Here is a 19,044-nt window from a genome sequence, read left to right as displayed (position 1 = left end):
GGGAGGGGCACCTGTGAACACGGCCCTGTACGCGGTCACCAGGATCCTGCGCGCGCTGTTCGTCGTCTGGGCCGCCTTCACCCTCACCTTCGTCGCGCTGCGGCTGCTGCCCGGCGATCCGGTGGCGCTGATGCTGAGCGGACGCGGCGGCTTCGCCGGGCTGACGCCCGAACAGATCGCCGCCACCCGGGCGGAGCTGGGCTTCGACCGCCCGCTGATCACCCAGTACGGATCGGCGCTCGCGGACGCGGTGCGCGGTGACTTCGGCGCGTCCCTCCAGAGCGGGCAGCCGGTCTCCCGGATGATCACCGAGGCGATCCCTCCGACACTCCAGATCGGCGCTATCGCACTGGTGCTCGCACTCGTCATCGGCACCCTGACCGGGGTGGCCGCCAACCTCACCGCCAGCCCGTTCCTACGTCAACTGCTGCGTTCCATACCGTCGTTCGCGGTATCGATGCCGTCGTTCTGGGTGGGTCTCATCCTCATCCAGCTGCTCTCCTTCCAGTGGCACCTCTTCCCCTCGCTCGGGAACAGCGGAGTGCAGAGCACGGTCCTGCCCGCCTTCACCATGGCGATCCCGGGTTCCGCCCTGGTGGCCCAGGTGCTCGGCAAGAGCCTGCACACCACCCTTCAGGAGCCGTACGCCGACACCGTCCGGGCCACCGGCGCGGGCAGGGCCCGGCTGCTGTTCGGGCACGGGCTGCGCAACGCGGCCATTCCGGCCGTGACCGTCCTCGGCCTGCTCGTCGGATACCTGATCGGCGGCGCGGTCGTCGTCGAGACGGTGTTCTCGCGGCCCGGGATGGGACGCATCACCCAGTCCGCCGTCTCGGCCCAGGACCTGCCCGTCGTCCAGGGCGTCGTGGTCGTCGCCGCCCTCGCCTTCGCGGTGGTGAACCTGCTGATCGACCTGGTGTACCCGGTGCTCGATCCCAGAATCCGCTCCACGGGACGGCTGGTGACCTCATGACGGAACTGACGAAGACGCCCGTCGCCCCGGACCCCGGGCCCGTGGCCGGGGCGGAGCCGGTCCGGGACGGACGGGAGCCCGCCCCGGAGCGCGCCCGCATCCGGCGACTGCTGGGCGCGCCCCTGCGCTCGCCCGGCGTCACCCTCTCCGTCCTGGTACTGCTCCTGGTCCTCGGCTGGGCCCTCGTACCCGAGTGGTTCACCGGCCGGAACCCGCTGTCCGGGGTGCCGGGCGAGCGGTTCCGGCCACCCAGCGCCGAACACCTCTTCGGGACCGACCAACTGGGCCGCGACATCTACGCACGGGTGGTGCACGGCGCGGCCCTGTCGCTGCGCGCCACCGTCGCCGCCATCCTGATCGCGTTCGGCGGCGGGGCGGTGCTCGGCCTGGCCGCCGGCTTCTTCGGCCACTGGACGGACGCCGTCATCATGCGGGCCGTCGAGGTGATGCTCTCGGTGCCGCCGGTGCTGCTCTCGCTCACGATCATCACCGCGCTCGGCTTCGGCACCGGTCAGGTGGCCATCGCCATCGGTGTGACCAGCGTCGCCGCGTTCACCCGGGTCATGCGCGCCGAGGTGCTGCGGGTGCGGACGGCGCCGTACGTCGAGGCGGCCGTCCTCACCGGAACCCGGTGGTGGCGCATCCTGCCCCGCTACATCCTGCCCGCGGCGATCGGCCCCGTACTGGCCCTGGCCGCACTCGACTTCGGCCTCGTCGTCCTCGCCATCTCCAGCCTCAGCTTCCTCGGCTACGGGGAGCCGCCACCGGCCCCCGAATGGGGATCGCTCGTCGCCGAGGGACGCAACTACCTCGCCACCTCCTGGTGGCTGACCACCCTGCCCAGCCTCACCGTCACCGTCGTCGTACTCGCCGCCAACCGGCTCTCGCGGGTGCTGGAGACAGAAGGGAGAAACCGGTGAACGTGGTGGACCCGGTACAGCCGGCTCCCCGCGCGGCGGAACCTGCCGGGAGCACCGGCACCCCGCTGCTGGCCGTCCAGGGCCTGCGGATCGGCTACCGCACCGCGGGCGGCACCCACATCGCCGTCGACGGCCTCGACCTCACGGCCACGGCCGGCCGGATCACCGCCGTGGTGGGCGAGTCCGGCTCCGGGAAGAGCAGCACGGCCCACGCCCTGATCGGCCTGCTGCCCACCGGCGGCAGGGTGCTGGGCGGCTCCGTCCGCCTCCAGGGCGAGGAGCTGACCGGGCTCGGCGAGCGCGCGTGGCGGGAGGTGCGCGGGCGCCGCGTCGGACTGATCCCGCAGGACCCCGGCGTCTCCCTCGACCCCGTCAAACCCGTCGGCGCCCAGGTCGCCGAGGTGCTCCGGGTCCACGGCCTGGCCACCCGCAGGCACGCCCCGGCCCGAGCCGTCGACCTGCTGGCCGAGGCCGGGCTGCCCGACCCGGCGCAACGCGCCCGCCAGTACCCGCACGAACTGTCCGGCGGCATGCGCCAGCGCGTCCTCATCGCCATCGCCACCGCCGCCCGGCCCAGGCTCCTGGTGGCCGACGAACCCACCTCGGCCCTCGACGTCACGGTGCAGCGGCAGATCCTCGACCACCTCCAGAACGTGGTGACCACCACCGGCACCGCGATGCTCCTGGTCACCCACGACCTCGCGGTGGTCGCCGACCGCGCCCAGCACGTGGTGGTGATGTCACAGGCCCGGGTGGTCGAGGCGGGCCCCGCCGAACAAGTCCTCACCGACCCCCAGCACCCCTACACACGCAGACTGCTGGCCGACGCGCCCACCCTCGCGGCGCGCCCGCCGCGCCGCGACCGCACCCCGCCGGCCGATACGCCGCACGAGCCCGCCCGGCCGCCGGTCCCGCTGCTCCAGGTGTCCGGGCTGACCCGCGCCTTCCCCGTCCGGGGCCCGGCACTGTCCCGGCGCCGCTCGCGCACCGCCGTCGACGGGGTCGAACTGCGGCTGGACCGGGGCGAGACCCTGGGCCTCGTCGGCGAGTCCGGCTCCGGCAAGTCGACCACCGCGCGCATGATCCTCGGCCTGGAGCGGGCCGACAGCGGCACGGTGCTGCTGGACGGCGTCGACGTCACCACCGCACGGGGAGCAGCCCGCCGGGCCCTGCACCGCCGCATCCAGTTCGTCTACCAGAACCCCTACGCCTCGCTGAACCCCCGCTTCACCGTCGCGGAACTGCTCACCGAGCCGCTGCGCAACCACCGCATCGGCACCGCGAAGGAGTGGGGCGCGACCGTGCGGCGCCTCCTGGACGACGTGGCGCTGCCGGCCGGGACCGAGCTCCGCAAGGCCGCCGAACTGTCCGGCGGCCAGCGCCAGCGCGTTGCCATCGCCCGCGCGCTCGCGCTCGGACCCGAACTGCTCGTGTGCGACGAGCCGGTCTCCGCACTCGACGTCACCGTCCAGGCCCGCATCCTGGAGCTCCTCATCGGCCTCCAGGAACGCCACGGCCTGAGCTACCTCTTCATCTCGCACGACCTGGCGGTCGTCGCCCAGGTCAGCGACCGGATCGCCGTCATGCGCGACGGCCGGATCGTGGAGAGCGGCCCCGCCGACGAGCTGCTGCGCTCCCCGAACCACCCCTACACCAAGGAACTGCTGGCCGCTGCGCCCGGCGACCGACGCATCGAAAGCCCGACGGAGGACAACCCATGGAGCTAGGGCTCATCACTTTCGGCAGCCTTCTTCCCGACCCGCTCACCGGCCGCACCCTCACCCAGCAGCAGCGGCTGCGGGACGTGGTCCGGGCCGCGGCCGAGGCGGAGGAGGCCGGCTTCGCCTGGTACACCATCGGCGAACACCACTTCGGCGAGCGGGACGTGATCTCCTCGCCCGCCCTGGTGCTGGCCGCGATAGCCGAGCACACGTCGACGATCCGGCTCGCCACCGGCACCACCCTGGTCGCCAACCGCGACCCGGTGCTGGTCGCCGAGGACTACGCCCTGGTCGACCTGCTGTCCGGCGGCCGTCTCGAACTCATGGCGGGCGGCTCTTTCTTCCCCGAGCCGTACGCGGTCTTCGACCAGGACCCGAAGTCGAAGGCGGCGCGCAAGCGCGAGAACACCGAGCTGCTGCTGCGGCTGTGGACCGAGGAACGTGTCACCTGGCAGGGCGAGTTCCGGCCGCCGCTCGACGAGGTCACCGTCCAGCCCCGGCCGCTCCAGCAGCGCCCGCCGATCTGGATCAGCGGCGGCATCGGACCGGAGTCCGTGCACCTCGCCGTCGATCACGGACTGCCCCTGGTGGTGGGCACCACCGCCCGCGAACCGGCCACCTTCGCACCGGTCTTCGACTCCTACCGCAGCCTGTGGAACGAGAGCGGCCGCACCGGTCCGCCCGGCCGGCTGGGTGCCGCCAGCCATGTCTTCGTCGCCGAATCGTCGCAGCGGGCAAAGTCGTTGTGGTCCTCGTACATGAACAACTACCTGACCGTGAAGAAGCCCGGCAACACCCACTTCTCCACGCCGCCCGACTTCGACACCTACATCGGCCCCGACGGGCCCGCGATCTGCGGAAGCCCCGCCGAGGTCGTCGACAAACTGGGCCGGCTGCACGAGCTGTGGGGGCACGATCTGCACCTGCTCGCCATCGACGTGGGCGGCATCCCCTACGCGCAGGTGCAGGAGGCCACCGAACTCACCGCCGCCGAAGTGCTGCCCCAGGTCACGGGGCTGGGCGCGGGGACGGTGGCGGCCGGTGCCTGACGAGAACCTCCACGAAACCGCCCCGCCGCCCGTCGTCGACGCGGCCTGGGTGCGTGAACACCGCGAGGGCCTGGTGCTCGTCGACGTCCGGTGGTTCCTGGACGGCCGCAGCGGCTACGACGCCTATCTCGCCGGGCACCTGCCCGGCGCGGTGTGGGCCGACGTCGACACCGTCCTGAGCGGGCCGCCCGACGACAGGGAAGGGCGGCACCCGCTGCCCGACCCGGCCGTCTTCGCGGAGGCGCTCGGCGCGCTCGGCATCGGGGACGGCTCCACCGTGGTGGCCTACGACGCCGACGGCGGTGCGTACGCGGCCCGGCTGGTGTGGCTGCTGCGCCGCACCGGGCGGCCCGCCGCACTCCTCGACGGCGGGACGGCCGGCTGGCCCGACGGCACCGAGACCGGTCCGGTGACGCTCCCCGCAGCCCGGCTGACCCCGGTGGACTGGCCCGCCGGGGTGCTGCGGAGCGCCGACGAGGTCGCGGCGGGGAAGGCCGTCGTCCTGGACGCCCGCGCCGCCGGACGGTACTCGGGCGAGACCGTCCTGCCCTCCGACATCCGCTCCGGCCACATCCCCGGCGCCCGCAGCGCCCCCTGGAGCGAGAACCTCACTGCGGACGGGACGTTCGCCACGCCCGGGCAACTGCGGTCGCGCTACGAGGCGCTGGGCGTGCGGGAGGGATCGGAGGTCGTCGTCTACTGCGGCAGCGGGGTCACCGCCTGCCACGACCTGCTGGCCCTGGAACGCGCCGGGATCACCGGCGCGGCCCTCTACCCGGGCTCCTGGTCCGCCTGGTCGGCGGAGCTGTCCCGGCCGGTGGCGACGGGGCAGGAGCCCGGATAGCGCGGCGGCCCGGCCGGTGGCGCACGGACGGCGCGGGAGCACGGCCGCCGCACGTCACCAGCCGGTGCCGAACCTCGCCATCGGCTCGATCAGCTCGCTCTCCTCGTACGAGAGGTGCGACAGCAGGGTGTCCGTGAGCAGGTCCATGGCCGCCCGCAGCCCGTCCGGGTCCCGGCCCGCACCGGCGAAGGCGACCAGCTCGCGGTCGACCCGGTCGATCACGCCCTGTATGGCGTGGTGTTCCTCGCTGAGCCGGTCGAGCACCGAGCCGAGACGCGGATCGGAGCGGCGCAGGTAGGGGAAGAGATCCTGGTCCTCCCGGGTGTGGTGCAGATTGGTCACCCGGCAGTACGAGGCGCAGTAGGCGCCGAGCGTCCAGATGTTCTGGCGCAGGGTCAGCTCGGCGATCTCGGAGCGCGCCTCGCCCGGGTCCCTGGTGTCGGCCAGCACCTCCCGGACCACCTCGCCGAGCCGGTCCAGGTCGCTGCGGAGCTGGTCGTGCGCCGCGACCAGGTTGCGGGCCGGCTCCTGTTCGCGGCGCGGATAGCGCCGGTCCGGGTCGGCGGGCGGTCCGGTGGGCCGGGTCGACTCGTCCCACAGCCGCTCGGTGGACCGGCGCACACCCGGGTCCGGTGTGGGCCGCACGGAGAGACGGTCCCCCGGCCCGGCGGCGCCCGCCCGGCCGCTGTCCGGCGCCGGCGGGGCGGGGGCCGGGGCGGGAATCGGCCGGGGACCTGCCGGGGCAGCGGCACGCGCGCGTTCGGCGGCCACCAGCTCCCGGGTGGCGGGCGCCACCTCCGCGGCGAACACCTCGATCAGGCGCGGCTGTTGCGCGGGCAGCAGGAACGCGCTCGTCCCGTGCTCCAGGGTGAGCGCGGCCAGCTGCTCGGGCCAGGTGTCCGGGGCTCCCCGGGGGAAGCCGCCCGGCCCCGGCGAGAGGTTGTACAGCCGGCGCACCGCCGCCGGTTCGCGGCCCGCCCCGGCCGCCGCCTCGTCGATGACGCGGTGCCCGGCGGCGAGGCGGCCCGGCGGTACGTGCGGGACGCTGGGCACCCAGCCGTCGGCCGCCGCCCCGGCGAGCCCGAGCATCCGGGGGCCGATCGCGCCCAGCCAGATCCCGATGGGGTGCGCCGGGGCCGGGCCCGGGGCGGCGCCGTCGAGCCCGTAGTGCTTGCCGTCGAAGCGGAGCGGCCGGCCCGGGGTCCACAGGGCCCGGATGATCTCGATGGCCTCGCGGGTCGCGCGGACCGCCTCGCCGGGGGTGCGCCGGGGCCCGCCGTCGGCGGCGACGGCGTCCCAGTAGGCCCCGGCGCCCAGGCCCAGTTCGACCCGGCCGCCGCTGAGCAGGTCCAGGCCGGCCGCGGTGCGCGCCAGCACGGCGGGCGGCCGCAGCGGGAGGTTCGCGACGTTGGGGAGCACCCGGATCCGGGTGGTGGACGCGGCGATGACCGCGAGCACCACCCAGGCGTCGAGCAGCTCCGGCCGGTAGGGGTGGTCCGGCACGCTCACCAGGTCCAGGCCGGACCGGTCGGCGATCCGGGCCAGCGCCACCGCGTCCTCGCCCCGGTCCGCCGACGGCACCAGGACCGCGCCGAAGAGGAGGTCGTGTCCGTAGTCAGGCATGTGCGCGAACTCCTAGGCCGGGGGCCCGCTGCTGGGCGCGGGTGCGGTTGCGGTTGCGGGGGCCGGTGCGGAGGCGCTGCGCCACAGCTTCCCCGGTCCGGCGAGGGCCGCGAGGGTGGCGACCCCCAGCGCGACCGCCGACATGACGAACGCGGTGGTGTAGCCGCCCTCGGCGGGTATCCGGGTGCCGGGGATCGTCTCGGACGCCACGAGCGACGCGGCGATCTGCGCGCCGAGCGAGCCGCCGATGGTGCGCATGATGGTGTTGATGCCGGTCGCCTCGCCGGTCTGGCTGCGGTCGACCGCGCTGACCACGAGATTGGCCAGGGCGGCGAAGGCGAACCCGACGCCGATTCCCAGCACCGCCGATCCCGCATACAACGCCCATTCGGTGTCGTGCGCCACCGCGTAGATGACGAAGCCGACCAGGCCGATCAGGCACGCCAGGACCAGCGGCAGCTTCCAGCCCAGGCTCGCGCCGATCCGTCCGGCGAGCGGACTGGCGATCAGCATGGTCACCGCCATCGGCACCATGAAGAGACCGGACTCGGTCACCGAGGCGTCGAAGCCGTATCCGGCCTTCGACGGGGTCTGGGCGAGCAGCGGCACCAGCGTGAAGGCGCCGTACATGCCGAAGCCGATGATGAGCGCGGTGATGTGGCTGGTGAGCACGGCGGGCCTGCGCAACAGCGCGATGTCGATGAGGGGTTCGCGCACCTTGTTCTCGACGTAGACGAACACCACGAGCAGTACGGCGGCCGCGACGAACAGGCCGATGACCCCGCCCGAGGCCCAGCCCCACGACTTGCCCTCGCTGATGGCGAGCAGCAGCGCCACGACGCCGCCGCTCAGCAGGGCCACGCCCGTCCAGTCGATCCGGCCTGGGGAGCGGACCGAGGACTCCTCGATGAACACGGCGACGGCCGCGATGCCCAGCAGGATCACCACCAGGCCGAGCCAGAAGATCCAGTGCCAGTTCAGGGCGTCCACGATCGGGCCGGGGATGATCAGCCCGACTCCGAAGCCGATGCCGAACGTGGAGGAGATCAGTCCGATCGCCACGGGCACCCGCTCGCGGGGGAACTGGTCGCGCACGATGCCGAACGCCAGAGGGAAGGCGGCCGACCCGACCCCCTGCACCGCGCGGGCGGCGATCAGCAGGGCCAGTGAGTCGGACAGGGCGGCCAGCAGGGTGCCGGCGGCGAAGACGGCGAGGCTGGCGATCAGCACCCGGCGCTTGCCGAACATGTCACCGACCCGCCCCAGCAGCGCCGTGGCCACCGAGGCGGTGAGCAGGAAGGAGCTGATCACCCAGGAGACGCCGGTGGTGGAGGCGTCGAACTCGCGCTGGAGGTCGGGCAGCGCCGGCACGACCATCGTCTGCATCAGGGAGAAGGAGAGCACGGCGAGGAGCAGGGCGGCGAAGGGGGCGGCGGTGCCGCCCCGCGCGCCGGTGGCCGGAACCTCTGCCGGCGCTGCGGGTATGTCGGTCATGGAGCGGTCCTCCGGGAAAGGGGCGCCGCCGTCCGCGGTCCGGAAAGGAGGCCGGGAGCGCCGAACTGATATCACCATGGAATGATTACATGATGTCATCCTTACGTCCAGGCACTATATTCCGGTATCGTGAACGCATGAGCGAAACCCCTGGAAGCGGTCCCGACGGCACGGCCGGTCCGGCGCCGGTGCGGACGGAGGCGGCGCCCCGGCCGCCGAGCCTGCTGGCGCTGCCCTCGTACCTGGCCGGCCACGCGGCGCGTATCGGGCACGACGCCCTGGTGGAAGCGGTGGGAAGGAACGGGCTGCGGCTGCCGCACTTCGCGACCCTGACCGCCCTGTCGGACTTCGGCCCGCTGCCCCAGCACGTGCTGGCCGACCGGCTCGGATTCCAGCGCAGCCATCTGGGCGGCTACCTCGACGCGCTCGAGAAGCAGGAGCTGGTGCGCCGTACCCGGGACCTGGCCGACCGGCGGCGCCAGCTGGTCGAGCTCACCGACGAGGGGGTGGCGCTCCAGCGCCGGCTGTGGCTCGTGGCCGAACAGTCCCAGGACTCGTTCCTCGACTGCTTCACCAGCGCCGAGCGGGAGACGCTGACGGCGCTGCTGCGCAGGCTGGTGGACGCCGAGGACCGGGGGCGCGCCTGAGGCGGGGCCGGGGCGCGAATGATCGCCGGGCACACGCGTAATCGGAACCGCGGAACCGAAATGCGGGAAATGCTCAAGTGATCTCGACGAGGGGAATATTGCTTCATATGACTGCAACAGTGAATTCACTGCCGAAGCTTTGAATTCGGCATCCCGGTTTGTATCTTTGTGTTCAAGTTTCGCTTTGTGCAACGAACTTGGCCTGCCGGGGGAGAGCGTGATGCAAAGATCGTCAGAGGTCCTGCCGAGGCCTCATATACCCATTCAGCACATACCCGCCCAGCAGGCCGAGGCCAGGTCGGTCCCGACGCAGCGGTCGGTGACCGAGCTGCTGCCGGGCCCGTTGCGCGCGGGACTGCCCTCGGCGGGCGGGTGGCGCATCCTGATAGTCGAGAGCGACGCCGCCGACGCCCTCGCGCTGGAGGACGGATTGCGGCGGCAGGGCCACGAGGTGGCCGCGGTGGACCGGGGCAGCGTGGCCCTGGAGGCCCACGAGAGCGTGGATCTCGTCCTGCTGGACCTCGAACTGCCCGACCTGGACGGCCTGGAGGTGTGCAAGGCCATCCGTTCGGTGAGCTGCGTCCCGCTGATCGTCGTCACCGCTCGCGGCTCCGAACTGGACCGGGTGCTCGGCCTGCAGGCCGGCGCGGACGACTACCTGGTCAAGCCGTACGGGTTCCGCGAGCTGATGGCCCGCATCGAGGCCGTCATGCGCCGGGTGAGGACGCAGCGCCGGCTGGGGCAGGCGATCGACCACGGCCCCCTGCACATCGACGTGAACTCCCGTGAGGTCAGCGTGGACGGCCGGGAGGTGGGACTGACCCGAAAGGAGTTCGACCTCCTGTGCCTTCTCGCGTCGCATCCCGACACCGTCGTTTCGCGTAAGCGGCTGTTGCAGCAGGTATGGGGCGATTCCTGGTCCCGGCGGACCGTGGACACCCACGTCAGCAGCCTTCGCGGGAAACTCGGCGGAAGCGGCTGGATCATCACCGTGCGCGGTGTGGGTTTCAAGCTGGGCAGCGCCTGAATTCCTTGTTCGCCGTGTCCCGGCGGGTGAATCGCCCGATCCGTTCCGGGGCCCCGCGACCTGTGTACTGCCTGGTCGATGTGGGGAGGAGCCGGAACGACGACCGGGGCCGCCACCTCTGGCCGGACTGCGCCATGAAAGGCGCCTGACCCAGCGTTTTGGCGTCTGGACGAAGGTCCTCGCTTACTGTCTGGAGCGGCCTCGATCCGGGTTTTTCTGCCTGTCCCCGGGCGCTGTTGGTCACGCGTTGACCATGCGGCCAACCGGCGGGTCGGCCACTGCGGGTTGGGCAGCGATCACCCCAAGGCTCCTGGGAGTGATCGCCGCCCACGTGTGTTTGCGGATCAAATTGCGGCCAGTCGACGCGGTCGCTGAGCGTAGTCAGCGTCGCCTCTCGCGAAAAGTCTGGATCAGCTACCGGGACAACTCAGGTACGGGCGCAGGACGCTCCGCGCGTCCGAGGAGATCCGGTCGAGGTCGAGTGTGTCTGCGGCGACGGCAAGCGCTTCCTCTCCCATCGCCGGGAAGGATGCGACCAGGAGCCGCTCGTCATCGAAAAGCGGCTCGATCACCTGGAACGCGGCTGCGGACCGAATGGACGCGTCAGGACTTGTCAACAGAATCTCGACGAAACGAAAACACCGCGCCAGCGCGCCATCGGCCGCATCGTGTGTCTGCGCGGAATGGAGCAGTGGAACGAGGAGCCCGTCGGTGAAGACGTCCTTGAGGAAGTCGTACAGGTCCAGGTCCGACGCGGCCTCGGCCTGCTCCTGGACCTCCGGGACCATGCGACCGAGCAGGGCAGGAATAGCTGCTCGCGTCAGTCGTTGAGGTCTGGGCGGTATCCGCTTGTAAGCCAAGGGGTGCTCCCCGTTATCCGTACATGCGCTTGCTGGTCGTCAGGCGGGTCAACTGGCCGGAGTTGCCGTGCAGGGCCACCGACTTGCCCACCGCGAAGCCCGTCGGTAATGCGGTCCACCACACGCAGCCCCGCCACCGAATAGTCCAGGGACAACCGGTTCCGGGCTGTCACCCGCCGTACGAACTCAGCCACCCCCACGCGCATCTCACCGGCAGACAAAGCACGTCTCTGCTCTCCGCCCAAACCCACCGCAGCCCCCAGCCGTCATTCCCGGGCCTCATCCGGACACCCGGCGGGGGACCCCTTTCGGCCACTCCCCCCAACCAAGCGAAGTCGCACCCGGAAGTGTCACCGCGAGGACCGGCAGCCGCAGGACGGGCGCCTGCGGCTACGCGGCAGGGACAGGGGCGAGACGGCCGGCGATGAGCTCGCGCAGCCGGTCCGAGTCCTGCGGTGAGGCCAGACCGCCCTTGGGAAGGATCATTATCCCGGCTCTCGACACGTCCGGAGTGAGCAGCACGAATACCCGCCGGCCCTCGACGCAGCGTCCGTAGAACTGCCAGCAGGTCTCCTGCGTATGCCGCCCGGTCACCGTCCTGATCCCGGATGCGTCGACGGTCACGCAGTGTTCTCCCAGGTGCCGGGCGTAGCTCAGCAGGCGCAGAGCCGCCAACCGGCGGACTCCTGCCAACAGGAGACAGGTGACCAGGAATGCGCTCCACGTGCTCGTGTCCACGGCACCGATGCCCCGGGTCAGCACGGTGGCCGCGATCGCGAAGGCGAGGAACGCGCCCAGGCCCCACATGATGCGACGGGACCACCGCCCGACCGGACTGTGCCGCATCTGGATCTTCAACCCGTCGGATATCTCCCGCCACGTCACGGAGTACGTCAGCTGCACCGACACGTCAACGGCCATGCGTCCTCCCACGGACACGCGAATCGGCATACAGCGGCAACACCCCGCATCGGGTGAACGCCTGGGTGTGTTGGCCACACGTTGGCCATGTGGCGTGTCTGCGACCTACGTTTTGCCAGCTCAGAGGGGGTATATGGAACGACGACCGGGGCCGCCACCCCTGGCTGGACTGCCAGATAAAGGGCCCCTGACCAGGCATTTTGGTACCCAGGGTGGAGGTTCTCCGTTGCTGCCTGGATCGGCCTCCACCTGGGTGTTTCTGCCTGTTCCTGACCGCTGTTGGCCACGCGCTGGCCACGGCGTCCAACCATCGAATCGGCCCCCCGAGGGCTGTGGTGCCGGCGAGTTCATAGGGGCAGCGCATGTACGTCACCTCGCGCGCCAGTCGCGTACAAGACACCGTCGTTGATCGCGGGGAATCCTTGACGGTCTGGACTTACCAGGAGGTCATAGGATCGGACCTTTCGACCCGTCAGCAGGTTCCATCTGACGAGCTTCGCGGCGCGGTCGGCTGTGAACAGAGCGCCACCTTCAATGGACGGTCGGTTGAGGAGGCGGCCGTCGGTCTTCTTCTCCCAGAGAACGGTTCCAGTATTAGTGTCTAGAGCCACAAGCCGGTTTTCCGTGTCACCGAAGAGCAGTACCTCGTCGGTGGCGACTAGAGCCGATGCTAGGAGCGATTTAGTATCGAACCACCAAAGTAGTTGTCCGTTCTCAGGGTTCACCGCCACGATTCGCTGACACGAGAGAGGTTTCTCCGGTTGCAAGGCGATGTAGATGCCCTTGTCTGTGACCGTCCAATCCGGAGATAGAGGGGCCTCGGCCTCGTAGGACCAGACCACCCTCCCGTCAGTGACAGCCACCATGTGATCCGCGCTAAAGCTCGCTGTCGCGCCGGGAATTGGGGACGCCGCAGCCGTGAAAAGCGCATATTTGGCGGCTGTTTGGGGTGGAGAAGTGACGGTAAGTCCGCCTGCGGCAACCGACCAAAGAGGTCTAAGCGTCGACGGCGCAAAGGCGCGCAGGGTGCCGTTCTGATCAGTTGCGTACAGCACGCCCTTTGAAACGCCTAGCAACCCGTCGCGGATTGCGGCTGGGTGTGACGCTCGGTGCTTTCCGGTCCGCAGGTCAGTCATTTGCAAGTGACCGCCCTTTCCGGGGAAGTAAGCCGCGTGCCTATATAGGGCGGGGCTGCCTGGATAGCACATCTTGATCAGGGGCAACCGCTGTCGAGATTCGAGGTCTATCGCATGCAGCTTGTATGGCTCGTGCACTACAAGCACGCCAGCGGACAGGATGGGCTGCCGAGCTGGCCCGAAAGCGGCTCGGGCTTGCCAGGGCTCAGGCTTGCGCTGTGCTTGAAGACCCAAGGATGGGCGAGTCCGGCTACCCGTACGGTTGGGTCGCGAGGCCCTTGACTTCCGCTGCTTCCGCACCTTAGCGAGCGCAATGTCGTACTGCATCTCGCCGCCCATACGAGGGGTTTGAGCGGCTCCCTCTTGGTGCAGACGCTCGCAGGCAAATCGGTAGAGCTCCTGGAGGGTGACTACACCGTCGCCGTTGAGATCGGCAGCGCCGTTGGATATGCCTTCGATGAGTGCCCCGGTGAAGAGTGATGGTGCGGGCGTCTCGGCGTCAAGATGCTCCCCCTCCCAGGCTCTCTGCGACCTTGTACCGGCGGTGATGACGATGCGGCCCTGCCCTGCCAGCGCCTCCTCAAATCTTGCCGATTCGTCACCCTTAGCCCCGGGTAGGAAGAGACCGCTGTAGCAGCAGTCGAGGATCACAACGATGCTACGAGCACGGCATTCATCCATGACCTCGTGGATGAATGCCGCAGAGATCGTTGTATAGGAAGGTCGGCCAGGATCCGTCTGACGGATAGCGAAGTGAAGCTTGTCGTTACGACTTACGATCCCGTGCCCAGAGAGGTATAGGAGGCGTACGTCGTCGCCCCAAGCGCTGAGGAAGAACTCTCCGATTGCCCGTTCCAACGCGGCGCGGTCGGCATCAATGAGTGTCTGTACCTCGAATGCGCCGATGTTTGGGTCACGCAACAAGGTGGCCAGGCGAGTGCAGTCCACTTCGGGTGACCGGAGCGCTGGAAGTTCCGGGTGATCGTATGTCCCTGTACCGATGAGCAGGGCTCCGCGGTTTCCGTTGCCGAACGGCTGAGCGGCCATATTATCGGGACTGCTCGGCGGAGCGCTCTTCGGAGCGGCCCTCGCCCAGAACCTCGTGGTGAGCGAGGAAATTGTCGATCAAACGAGCCCGCTCGGCAGTCGAGGCATCACTCAACTCGATCACATGGCCTTCCAACTCCACCTTGATACCGCGCACAGGCCGGTTCTTCAACCAGGTGTCGGCGAGTAGGAGAACCTGACGCAGAGCAAGAGACGCGGCCGTGACGACAACCGATCCAGCAGCGACCAGCTCGCCGCTCTTTGCTCCCTTCGAGATCTCATCCGTGGAGTGCCCGGTTCGTACGTCTAGTACGTCCAACTCCCGGAGCGAGCGCCGCAGCTGGCCTCCAAGACGCAGCAACTCGTCATCGTCTGTGTCAGCAAGCCTCAGAAGTTCCAGTCGTACGGTCTGCTGCATAGTTCCACCCCAGTGTCTGCGCTCTCTTCGCGCGTCAGTCTAGGGAGAGAAATGGTTGGGTTGAGGTAAAAGCTAGGTACTAGCCTCGATTGATTACTTACCAGCCGAGTTGCATCTGAATGGGAATGCCGTCCGCGATTTCGGTGTAGGCGGCTGGGGTCACCTCTACCGGAACGCCCAGCTGTGCGGCGATGGGGGTATACAGGTCGGTGGAGACCTCGGGCGTGCGCAGAGAGATCAGAAGGGCGTAGCTGACGGGCAAGCCGATGCGGGCGTTGCGCCTGTTCGCCTTCCACCAGCCTCCGACGGGGTAGACGGCGAGCGTGCCGCAGTCGGCGAGTTCGGCCGCCGATCCGCGCCAGATGTCCGCATGCAGGGAGCCGAGATTGCGGGCCCGGGGGCCAATCAGCCACTTGCTGTCGGACTCGAATGCCTTGGGGTTGCCAAGGCCGTCGCTCTCGTGTTCGGCCTGTTCCGCTAGTCGCCTCTGGAAGGAGTCGCTGGATTCGGTAGGGCCTTTGATGGCGAAGCGAAGGCCGTGTGAGGCGTAGCTGTAGCGGCCGAGCATGCCGCGCCGGCCGGGATTGGGTTCGATCATGTAGGCGAGCGTCACACGCAGGTCTACGGTGGTCTCGGCTAGGTCACGCAGTTGCTCCAGGGGCCAGGGCAGCTCGTGCAGCTTAAGTTCGGCCAGGCGAACCTGACCGCCCTTGACCTTGTACGGCACCAGGGTGCTCTGGATGATCATGGTGACGGCGTTCGAGGTGCTGCTGCGGATACGTTCGGCGGTGGGCATGCCCCACCCGTACCGGCGGATCACCTGTCGCATCATGTCGCCCTTGGCGAGTTTGGGGGCGCCGGTCTTCTTGAACAGGCCCTGTTCGACCATGGCAGGGGTCCACTGGGCTTCGTGCACGAGAAGGGCGCGAACAGTCTCCGGCCGCAGCCCGGGGTAGGTACTCATCGCCGTGGCGGCGAGCGCAGCCGCCTGGGCCGTGGCAGCGCTCGTGGCGTTCGTCCAGGTCAGCTGACGCGCCGGGTCGTGGTGGGTGGTCGCCACGCTTACCAGATCGTGTGGGTCCAGGATGCTGTCGTCAGGGGCGACGAGCATGTTCCCGCCCTCCAGAACGATGTCGGGCTTGGCGATGGAGCCCTTGGTCAGCGCCACCGATGTCCGGCTGAAGGGGGACAGGGAACCGGGAGCGGCCAGCGGACGAAATCCGCTGAACAGGGCGGAATCGGGGACGGCGTCCATATGCGTGCACGCCCCGACGGTGAGTACGTTGTGCGCCTGGGAGGGTTCCTCGATGCGTGACAGATCGGACAGAAGCAGCGGATCCAGCGTGCCGTCATCGCGGCGCATCTGGTGGGGCACGGCACCGCGGATATTGCCGGCGCTGACGATGATCAGGCGTGACGCTTCAGGATCGGGCGCTCCGATCAGCTCGATCCGGTCATCCCGGACGGTGACGTCCGTGCCTGCTGCCAGGGCGTCAAGGGTGGCCGACCACAGGGTCGCGGTGCCGTCTACGCCGTTCTCCCCTTCCCCGGACTCCCGGGTGACGGCCATCGAGAAGACCCGTCCGGATGGTGCGGGGCCTCCGTTGCCGATCTCAGCGGTTGCCACTGCGTTCGCAGTGGTCTCCGCGCAGGTGCGCGGGGACGCGTCGGCTGTGCGAGCGTCGTTGAGGATCTTCACGGACTCAAGGCCGTGACCGAGGACGACGGGACCTCGTGATTCAAGGGCTGCGGCGAAGTCCCCGAAAAGGGCGAGCCCGGCCATTTGCGTGCCGTGCCCGATGCGGTCGGCCGGGGTGCTGCCAGGGAGCACGCTGTAGGCGCGCTCGTGCAACGCGGGCTTCAGCAGGGCGTGCTCCTGAGCTATCCCCGTGTCCAGGATGCACACCGCCGGGGCTTCTGGTGCGGCCGGTTCGATTCGCGCGGCGAGATCCTTGACGAGGTCCACGCGGAACTCGCGGTCGACGGCGTAGAGGCCCTCAGCAAAGGTAGGGCTACGGATCTCAGTAGGGCAGGCGTTCGTGGCCAACAGGAACGCCAGCTCGTTGCCGGTCGTCGAGACGTGGGCCACCAGGCGTTCCCCGACATGGATCGCCCGTTCACTGACCCGCCAGCGACGCTCTTCGGCCAGGGAACGCAAGGTGGCAACTGCCGTTGGCGAGATCCGCGGATCGAACCACAACTCCCACCACCGCTCCTCGTCCAGCGGCGGCAGATCCTGGCGCTCCTGCCAGAGGTGCTCCAGCAGAGCCCGTTGGACCTGTTCCATGTTGGCCACCAGCAGAGCCTGTTTGGGGTTACCGCCGGGGGTGTTATCAGTGAAGTCGGCGATCCGCTGGGTGAACGAGGCGACTTTGTCGAAGGGGATCCAGACCAGCGCGTCCTGCTGCCTGCTCTCGGTCTGCGGGTGGCTGCTCATGAGTGTCAGGCCGGATGCATCCAGGCGCTCCAGGCTCAGAGAATGGTCGCGAGCCGCCTCGATGCGCACCGCGAAACCGTTAGGCTGACGGTCCTCGGGCGTCTGCTGCACGAGCTGGGTCGCCTCACGGCGGGCCGTCTCCAGCCCGTCCACCAAAGCGTCGGCGTGCCCCTGCCGGTCCATGTGCTGAACCAGGTCTGGACCGCTCCTTCCGGGAACCTCGGAGCGTGGCGTGAGGGTGGCGGCCTCCCAGGGCACGATCAGGTGCGGACTGAGCCGTGCGGAAGAGTCGGGCTCAGGCATGGTGGGTGGCGTGCCGCTCGCTCAGGGCTTCCAGCAGCAGTTGCTCGTCCACCACGTCCCGGTCAGCCAGGATGGCTCGTTTGGCTGCTGCTTCCGCCGCTTTGACCAGCTCGGCGTGACTCAGGCCCGATGCACGTTCTGTCACGATGCCCCACCGTAGTGTGCTTGTGTCCATTCCGGCTAGACGTCGCTGCAGCACCTGTACAGCTTCCTCCCCGGTGGGAGGACCGTAGGTGGCGATCATGTCGAAGCGACGGAACAGAGCCTGGTCCAGAAGCTGGTGATGGTTGGTGCCGGCCACCACGAGACTCTCAGAGGGTGCCTCGTCCAAAAACAGCAGGAATGAGTTGAGGATCCTGCGCGCTTCGCCGACGTCGTTCCCTGCCGCCCGTTCGGCTCCCAGAGCATCGAACTCATCGAACAGGTAGACCGCACGGGTCTGAGCCACGGCGTCGAAGACCAGACGCAACTTGGCGGCGGTCTCGCCCATGAATCGGCTGATCAGCCCGTCCAGGCGAATGGTGAACAGGGGCAGTTTCAGCTCTCCTGCCAGTGCCGCTGCCGTCATGCTTTTGCCCGTCCCGGGAGGCCCGGACAGCAGAATGCGGTGCACCGGGGTAAAGCCGAAGCGCTCCAGACGTGCTCGCTGTCGTTGTTCGTGCAGTACGCGGTCCAGCGAGGCACGCAGTCCGGCGTCCAGGGTCATGTCGTCGAGCTGGGTGTCTGGGTAGCCTGCCGTCAGGAGGCTGGTCAGCTCACCGCGGGGCTGCACCACCGGGGTAGCGGCACGCTGAGTGCCCGGCTTTCCCTGCCGCTGTTGGGCGGCCTCGACCAGCTCACGCAGCTCTACTGCGAACTTTCCCTGCCCCTGGCGGGCGGACTTCGCCGCGACTTGCAGGGCGACGCTGTAGAAGAGGTTGTCGTTGGCTTCGGAGTGCGCCCGCACAAGAGCTTTCAGGTGCTCGGCGTTCGCCGCCATACGCCTGTCACCCTCCGATGTGGACTGCCTGTAGGAAGAGGTATACCCAATTCAGTGGGCCCCTGCGCCTGCATCGTACGGCCCTGGGCTCCAGGCTGCTGCCCGGATCCTCCGCTGACTGAGGTGTCCGATTGAGCTGAGCGCAGCGTAAGAACACTGAACGGTCAGCTGGCCTGGGAATCGCCTCACCAAGGTCCGATAGGGCAGTCCGCCGGTGATGTACGAAGCAGGCATGCCGCTGGAGGATCGACGGTCGAAAACCTGCGCACCCACCGCTTCAGCACACCAGAGGTGAAACACCCGCTGCTACGGCTGTGCCTGGGCGTCCCCTCGGGCAGACTCCTGTCTCGGTTTCCGCTCGTCCGCATCCGGTTCGCTGACCTGATGCGGGAAGAAAAGGATCCACCAGGAAGGACCCTTCCTGGCCGACGGGGGAGTCACGTTTCACGCAGTCGACCTGGAGCGTGCGCCGCGCTGGCCACGCGCTGGCCACGCGGGGGACCCGCTGGCCTCGTTTTGCCAGGTCAGAAGGGCAAAATGGAACGACGACCGGGGCCGCCACCCCCCACAGGAGAGGCCCCGGTCGTCTTCCGCGGGGCCGCGGAACGACCCCGTACTCATCTCAGCGCCGGGAACGCGTTTTCT

Annotated in this window: 15 protein-coding genes; 7 read left to right on the top strand and 8 right to left on the bottom strand. The window is 69.2% G+C overall.

What is annotated here, in order from left to right; all coding sequences use genetic code 11:
* Positions 1-13: 13 nt before the first annotated feature.
* The 5 genes from EDD93_RS04995 to EDD93_RS04975 are packed head-to-tail and all read left to right on the top strand — an operon-like array spanning position 14 to position 5,507.
* Positions 14-973, top strand: a complete 960-nt coding sequence (locus EDD93_RS04995) for an ABC transporter permease (RefSeq protein ID WP_123524019.1) — start codon at positions 14-16, stop codon at positions 971-973.
* Positions 970-1,893: an ABC transporter permease gene (locus tag EDD93_RS04990; protein WP_123524018.1), complete on the top strand. Its 924-nt coding sequence runs from the start codon at positions 970-972 to the stop codon at positions 1,891-1,893. The genes EDD93_RS04995 and EDD93_RS04990 overlap by 4 nt, the downstream gene beginning before the upstream one ends.
* Positions 1,890-3,620 carry an ABC transporter ATP-binding protein gene (locus EDD93_RS40685; RefSeq protein ID WP_221217301.1) on the top strand — a complete coding sequence of 577 codons (1,731 nt, stop codon included), beginning with the start codon at positions 1,890-1,892 and terminating at the stop codon, positions 3,618-3,620. Before EDD93_RS04990 ends, EDD93_RS40685 begins: the two co-directional genes overlap by 4 nt.
* Entirely contained in the window at positions 3,611-4,663 is a 1,053-nt protein-coding gene (locus tag EDD93_RS04980) for an LLM class flavin-dependent oxidoreductase (protein ID WP_123524017.1), read from the top strand. Before EDD93_RS40685 ends, EDD93_RS04980 begins: the two co-directional genes overlap by 10 nt.
* Positions 4,656-5,507, top strand: coding sequence for a sulfurtransferase (locus EDD93_RS04975; RefSeq protein ID WP_123524016.1), 852 nt, complete (start codon positions 4,656-4,658; stop codon positions 5,505-5,507). Before EDD93_RS04980 ends, EDD93_RS04975 begins: the two co-directional genes overlap by 8 nt.
* Positions 5,508-5,561: 54 nt before the next feature.
* Here the strand turns inward: EDD93_RS04975 and EDD93_RS04970 are convergent, their stop codons facing one another.
* Positions 5,562-7,130, bottom strand: a complete 1,569-nt coding sequence (locus EDD93_RS04970; RefSeq protein ID WP_123524015.1) for an LLM class flavin-dependent oxidoreductase — start codon at positions 7,128-7,130, stop codon at positions 5,562-5,564.
* 12 nt (positions 7,131-7,142) lie between these two features.
* Entirely contained in the window at positions 7,143-8,624 is a 1,482-nt protein-coding gene (locus EDD93_RS04965; protein WP_123524014.1) for an MFS transporter, read from the bottom strand.
* Positions 8,625-8,761: 137 nt separating this feature from the next.
* On the opposite strand from EDD93_RS04965, the gene EDD93_RS04960 reads away from it, so the two are divergent.
* Positions 8,762-9,271 (top strand): MarR family winged helix-turn-helix transcriptional regulator, encoded by a 510-nt coding sequence (locus EDD93_RS04960; protein ID WP_123524013.1) that lies wholly within the window; start codon positions 8,762-8,764, stop codon positions 9,269-9,271.
* Between the two features lie 319 nt (positions 9,272-9,590).
* Positions 9,591-10,298 carry a response regulator transcription factor gene (locus EDD93_RS04955; RefSeq protein WP_260255627.1) on the top strand — a complete coding sequence of 236 codons (708 nt, stop codon included), beginning with the start codon at positions 9,591-9,593 and terminating at the stop codon, positions 10,296-10,298.
* A gap of 410 nt (positions 10,299-10,708) precedes the next feature.
* Here the strand turns inward: EDD93_RS04955 and EDD93_RS04950 are convergent, their stop codons facing one another.
* The 6 genes from EDD93_RS04950 to EDD93_RS04920 form a co-directional block, all read right to left on the bottom strand.
* On the bottom strand, positions 10,709-11,086 hold the full coding sequence (locus EDD93_RS04950; protein ID WP_123524011.1) for a hypothetical protein: 378 nt from the start codon (positions 11,084-11,086) through the stop codon (positions 10,709-10,711).
* 462 nt (positions 11,087-11,548) lie between these two features.
* On the bottom strand, positions 11,549-12,079 hold the full coding sequence (locus tag EDD93_RS04940; RefSeq protein WP_123524009.1) for a YcxB family protein: 531 nt from the start codon (positions 12,077-12,079) through the stop codon (positions 11,549-11,551).
* Between the two features lie 347 nt (positions 12,080-12,426).
* A complete protein-coding gene (locus EDD93_RS04935) occupies positions 12,427-14,262 on the bottom strand; it encodes a caspase, EACC1-associated type (protein WP_123524008.1) in 1,836 nt (611 codons plus the stop codon).
* A 1-nt stretch (position 14,263) separates the two neighbouring features.
* The gene (locus EDD93_RS04930; protein ID WP_123524007.1) at positions 14,264-14,680 is read right to left on the bottom strand and encodes a hypothetical protein; all 417 of its coding nucleotides are present in this window, start codon (positions 14,678-14,680) and stop codon (positions 14,264-14,266) included.
* Between the two features lie 97 nt (positions 14,681-14,777).
* Entirely contained in the window at positions 14,778-17,420 is a 2,643-nt protein-coding gene (locus tag EDD93_RS04925) for a S8 family peptidase (RefSeq protein ID WP_123524006.1), read from the bottom strand.
* Positions 17,413-18,399, bottom strand: a complete 987-nt coding sequence (locus EDD93_RS04920) for an AAA family ATPase (RefSeq protein WP_123524005.1) — start codon at positions 18,397-18,399, stop codon at positions 17,413-17,415. The genes EDD93_RS04925 and EDD93_RS04920 overlap by 8 nt, the downstream gene beginning before the upstream one ends.
* Positions 18,400-19,044 lie beyond the last annotated feature (645 nt).

This window comes from Streptomyces sp. 840.1 (assembly GCF_003751445.1).
Taxonomy (GTDB): domain Bacteria; phylum Actinomycetota; class Actinomycetes; order Streptomycetales; family Streptomycetaceae; genus Streptomyces.
This window is presented reverse-complemented; position numbering and strand designations above follow the sequence as displayed.